This window comes from Candidatus Omnitrophota bacterium (assembly GCA_041653595.1).
GTDB lineage: Bacteria > Omnitrophota > Gorgyraeia > Pluralincolimonadales > Pluralincolimonadaceae > Pluralincolimonas.
The window spans coordinates 1-5,406 of the sequence record JBAZFB010000039.1 but is presented as its reverse complement, the minus strand read 5'-3'; the positions used below and the strand labels follow the sequence as shown (position 1 = coordinate 5,406).

Here is a 5,406-nt window from a genome sequence, read left to right as displayed (position 1 = left end):
AATCTTTTAATGTATCTCAATAAGATCTGGTGGGCACTGCTTCTGGGCTTTATCCTCGGCGGCATCATAGACCATTTTGTGCCCAGGGAATACATCTCCCATATCCTCGCTAAACCCCGCAAACGCACCATTCTTTACGCGGGCTTATTGGGATTCCTCATGAGCGCCTGCAGCCACGGTATCCTCGCTCTTTCCATAGCGATCCATAAAAAAGGCGCGTCAAATCCCGCTGTCGTGGCGTTTCTTCTCGCTAGCCCCTGGGCAAATCTGCCTATTACTCTCATGCTCATAGCGTTCTTCGGCCTCGCGAAGGCATTATATATTATATTCTCAGCTCTTATCATAGCGATCACTACGGGTCTTATTTATCAGATTCTTGAATCAAAAGGCATTATCGAAACCAATAAAAATACTATACAGCTTGATAAAGATTTTTCTATCATAGCTGATTTCAGGAAAAAAGCCTCAGCTTATAAATTTTCCGGAAATCAATTATTACTAGACCTGAAAGGCGTATATAAAGGTATGCGAATGCTTATGAATATGGTTTTATGGTGGATACTTATAGGTATGGGCTTGGCAAGCCTTATAGCCGCCTATATGCCTTCCCATATATTCCACCACTACATGGGCCCTACATTCCTCGGCATGCTCGCTACGTTAGGCCTCGCCACTATAATAGAGGTATGTTCTGAGGGCACCGCTCCTCTTGCCTTTGAGATTTTTCGCCAGACAGGGGCAGTAGGCAATGCCTTTATATTCCTCATGGCAGGCGTAGTCACAGACTACACCGAGATCGGCCTTCTCTGGCTCAACGTCGGCAAACGCGTGGCGATATTTCTCCCCATCATCACCGTCCCGCAGGTTCTTATATTTGGATTTATAGCTAACATAATATTTAAATAACAAGACACCCCAGAGGTGCCCCGTGGGCTCCTCTGGGGTGGATGTGGTTCAAAATAGCCTCCCCACAACCCTCCAAATTCCCTTAACTATCAATGCAATGCCCGTAATTACTGCTTCAGCCACCAACTGCCTATAACAAAATCTGCAATATGGGCTCATGATGTGCCTCCTAAATTATATGCTACCTATAGGTAGTAGACTACTTATAGGTAGCATATTATTATATAGTACATACACATACAGGAGGAGAAAATGGCAGAGATTAATAAGAAAGTGGGCAATAATATAAAGCTGTTCCGTAAAAGAAAAGGCTGGTCTCAAGAACAGCTTGCTTTTGAAGCAGATCTCCATAGGGCATATATAGGCCAGATTGAGAGAGGAGAGAAAAATATAGGTTTGCAAAACTTAAAAAAGATAGCTGAAGCTTTAAATACAGATGTGAAAAAATTATTTTAAGGAGATTAAAACATGCCTAAAGAAAATGTTTCTGATCGTAATGGCAGGGCTCTGGAATATAAAATTATAGATTTTTTATGCAGCGGAAACTCCAATTTTAAAGTTACTTTAACAGATCAAGCAAAAGTAGCTCAAGGAAGAGACAAACAGAAATATTTAAAATTATCAGACAAGTTGAAGGAAAGCTATATAAAAGCTGCCTCTATTATACATAATTGGCTTTTAAGCATAATTAAAGAAAAGGAAGTCTTAATCGATAGATTAAGTGATAATTCGGCTAAAAAAGGCGATGTAACTGATATTCGTATTAGTTGGAAGGATCAAGGAGTTAATCTTTCTATAAAACATAACCACTCGGCTCTTAAGCACCAGCGTCCACCTACTACTGTTATGCGGTGTGGTTATGCTAAAGATTGTCAAGAGGATATAGGATTCCGTAAAGAATATAAAAAAATAGTAGATAACTTTCTAATTAAAAGCAAAAGAGATCTACCAGGAGCATCTCTTTTTAGCGAGCTATTAACTATTAATGAAGAATATATAAACGATAATATTTATTTTCCAGTATGCAGTTTGGTTGCAGAAACAATTAAAAAATCATGTATATCGCCGCGTAATACTGAAGCATTATTTAATTTTCTTATAGGGTCGGTAGGGTTCTATAAGATAATAGATAGAAATCATGAGATAACAATATTAGATTTTACACATATTAAGATTCCTAAAAAAGTAGATGTTCGGCTGAGAGATAAAAGCTATGTTGATCTGGATTTTTCTAATGGCTGTAAGATAGCGATGAGATTGCATAATGCATCTTCGCGTTTAGGGCGTAGCCTTAAATTTGATACTCAAGCTATTGATTTGCCCGATGTTCAAGAGATAATAATTAAAAAAATAAAGACATAAGTATAATATTGCACTTAGTAATATAGCAGGATATAATATGTTGTATAAATTTAAAACTTCCGCGAAAAGATCGGATTTAATGCGGAAAATAAAAAGCGTAAAAACAACCCCCGAGGTTTTATTTCAAAAAGCGCTTCGCAAAGAAGGCATTAGATTTAAAACTAATTATCGCAAACTTCCTGGCAGCCCGGATATTGCGATAACTAGTAAAAAAGTCGCCGTATTTATAGACGGAGAATTTTGGCACGGCTATAATTGGGAAGAGAAAAGGAAGAAGATAAAAGCCAATAGGGCATATTGGATACCTAAGATTGAAAAGAATATCGTAAGGGATAAAAATAATAGCAAAGAATTATATAAAGATGGCTGGAAGGTAGTCAGGTTTTGGCAGCAACAAATAATTAAGGATACGCCAAAGTGTATAAAGAAAATCAAAATGGTAGTGGAAAAATAAAAGTTGTATCGCTTTTTTCTGGTTGCGGCGGTTTGGACCTGGGGTTTGAAAAATCCGGGTTTGAAATAGCATGGGCAAATGAATTTGATGAGGCGATTTGGGATACCTTTTCTCATAATTTTCCAGAGGTCTGTTTAGATAAAAGAAGTATCGTTGATATCCCTTCTACTGAAATTCCTTTTACAGATGGTATTATTGGAGGCCCTCCTTGTCAAAGCTGGAGCGAAGCAGGCGCATGCCGTGGCATTAAAGACCATAGGGGGCAGTTATTTTTTGAATATATAAGGGTATTAAAAGATAAACAGCCCTTATTTTTCCTTGCCGAAAATGTTTCCGGTATACTGGCAGATATCCACAAGAAAGCCTTTAAAAAGATCCTATCCGAATTTTCATCCGCAGGTTATAACATATCCTGGAAACTGCTTAATGCAAAATTTTATGGTGTTCCGCAGGATAGAGAAAGGGTAATTATAGTTGGGTACCATAAAAATATGGGCAAAACTTATGAGTTCCCGGAAGGGTCCGGTAAATTATTAACATTGAAGGATGCTATTGGGGGTTTACCTGAGCCTAAGCCTGCTAAAATATTTAATAAGACAAACGGCGATAAGCTTAAAATTTCAAATCATGAATATATGACTGGCAGTTTTTCTACGATATACATGTCTAGGAATAGGGTAAGGAGTTGGGATGAGCAGTCTTTCACTATACAGGCTGGCGGCAGGCATGCGCCGATCCATCCCAAGGCTCCCAAAATGAAATTTATCAGGCAAAATAAAAGGATATTTGTCCGTGGCAAAGAAGATTTATATAGGAGGCTTTCTGTTAGGGAATGCGCTCGGATTCAAACTTTTCCAGATAAGTTTCTTTTTAAATACACTGATATCGCCGATGGTTATAAAATGGTAGGCAATGCCGTGCCTGTAGAATTTGCTAAGGCATTTGCAGCAAAAATAATATTTGATCTAAAAGAATATAATGAACAGTTAAAGCAAAGGAAAGAAAAAGCCCTGAAAAGAGCAAAAGTCATTATAAGAAAAAGGCTTTTCATGTCGCCTCAAGAAGGATTGGTTTATCGATAATAGGCGATTTTTTAAGAAAGAATAATAGCCGTCCGAAGAATAATAGCCGTCCTATTTAGGTACACCCTACGCTATATAATAATATAAAATATTTGCTAGGTTACACTTCTTGCAATGACAGTTTTGTCACCTTGAGGTCTATGGTATAATTGATCAATCATGAGGATATGGGACATTGCGCCTAAAAAATTATGCAGGAACCATTTGCTCGGCGAGCATAGAGAGCTGCATGCTATATGGACTGTCCTGACGAAGAATAAAAAAGGTTATTCCAGGCATCCTGAAACACTGAGATGGAAAGGTAAGCTCAGGGCGCTTTATATCCGCCACAAAAACCTTATGGAAGAGATGCGGAAAAGAGGGTATTTGCACAAGTCACCTCTTTCTAAAAATCTAGCTATAGGAAAACACAGGCAGGATAAGTATATAAATTCTCCGGAGGAGCAGATCAGGATATTGAAAAGCAAAAAATGCGATTGCAAGACGGAATGAAAAAAATAATAGCCGTCCTTTCTAGCCCTCACTTGATTAAATTAAAAAGTATGTTATACTCTATTTACAATTAAATAGCGGTCCCGAGTTAAGAAGGGGTAAATCCCGGACATTAAAAAAGTAAAACCTTCATGAGAGTTATTCTTGTGAAGGTTTTTGTATTTCAAAGGCCTTCAAGTCGTATGTTAGAAGGGGTTCACTGTGACTCTAAAATAATTAAAACCTTCTTTGTTTAAACCCGCAGTAAAACAAAGGAGGCTGTATGGCGATCGTGAAATTAGTCAAAGTCCCGCTTGTAATCCTGGTAGTTCTTGCCGTAACGTTTATTTTCTGCATTAATATTTCCGCGTTTTCAACAAGTCAATTCCCATTAGATAAAGGTGATATGCTGGTATATCATGAAGAGCTGGTGGATCAGGGCCTGGTATATGACTTTGAGATAAAGCATAAGCCTATAAGGGGCTATATAGGATTTTATGAAATTTACGATAAATATGCCAAGGCAAAAGTAAAAGTCGGCAAAAGAAATACTACCCATAAAGAAAAAGTTTTATCAAAAGAGAATGGCCTCAGGTATGGTTTCCCCCTGAAGGTAGGATTAAAGTGGGGTGAGGAAGCCGGTCTACCGCGGAATGACAATATGTACTGCTGGTATGTTGAAAAAATAGAAAATGTAGCTGTTCCCGCCGGTACTTTTAAAGATTGTTTCAAAATAGTCTATGATACATGCCCTGATACTACCGCGGAATGGTATTATCCGGGCGTGGGCATTGTTAAATACGAATACCGCCATCACGGCACTATTACTAATGAAACAAGAGAATTGGTAGAAATTATTAAAAAATAATAAATAATAGCCAAGGTCGCGCTTCTTACAATGACAGTTTTGTCGCCTTAAGGTTTATGGTATAATTAGAGATAGTTAAAGGAAACCATGAATGCTGATATAGATAGAAATCTTGGCGAACAGCCGATCTCAGAGATCATGGCTATGAATGAACTCAAGCCGCATGATCTTGTCGCTCATTCAGACGAGCAGCTCACGCATAAAATGGTTACTAAGGCCATGAAAGGCAGGCGGTTGACTCAGCGCGCGCGATCAAAGGTCCT

7 protein-coding genes are annotated in these 5,406 nt (G+C 38.3%); all 7 read left to right on the top strand.

All coding sequences use genetic code 11. From position 1 onward, the window contains the following. On the top strand, positions 1–906 hold a 906-nt coding region (locus WC317_08260), incomplete at its 5' end, for a permease (protein ID MFA5340116.1). 252 nt (positions 907–1,158) lie between these two features. Beyond that, a complete protein-coding gene (locus tag WC317_08255; protein MFA5340115.1) occupies positions 1,159–1,362 on the top strand; it encodes a helix-turn-helix transcriptional regulator in 204 nt (67 codons plus the stop codon). A 12-nt stretch (positions 1,363–1,374) separates the two neighbouring features. Next, positions 1,375–2,268 carry a HaeIII family restriction endonuclease gene (locus tag WC317_08250; protein MFA5340114.1) on the top strand — a complete coding sequence of 298 codons (894 nt, stop codon included), beginning with the start codon at positions 1,375–1,377 and terminating at the stop codon, positions 2,266–2,268. 37 nt (positions 2,269–2,305) lie between these two features. Beyond that, positions 2,306–2,722 (top strand): very short patch repair endonuclease, encoded by a 417-nt coding sequence (locus WC317_08245; protein ID MFA5340113.1) that lies wholly within the window; start codon positions 2,306–2,308, stop codon positions 2,720–2,722. Beyond that, positions 2,719–3,804 carry a DNA cytosine methyltransferase gene (locus WC317_08240; GenBank protein MFA5340112.1) on the top strand — a complete coding sequence of 362 codons (1,086 nt, stop codon included), beginning with the start codon at positions 2,719–2,721 and terminating at the stop codon, positions 3,802–3,804. Before WC317_08245 ends, WC317_08240 begins: the two co-directional genes overlap by 4 nt. A gap of 159 nt (positions 3,805–3,963) precedes the next feature. Continuing rightward, positions 3,964–4,296 (top strand): pyrimidine dimer DNA glycosylase/endonuclease V, encoded by a 333-nt coding sequence (locus tag WC317_08235; GenBank protein MFA5340111.1) that lies wholly within the window; start codon positions 3,964–3,966, stop codon positions 4,294–4,296. A gap of 262 nt (positions 4,297–4,558) precedes the next feature. Further along, positions 4,559–5,143 carry a hypothetical protein gene (locus WC317_08230; protein ID MFA5340110.1) on the top strand — a complete coding sequence of 195 codons (585 nt, stop codon included), beginning with the start codon at positions 4,559–4,561 and terminating at the stop codon, positions 5,141–5,143. The last annotated feature ends 263 nt before the right edge of the window (positions 5,144–5,406 follow it).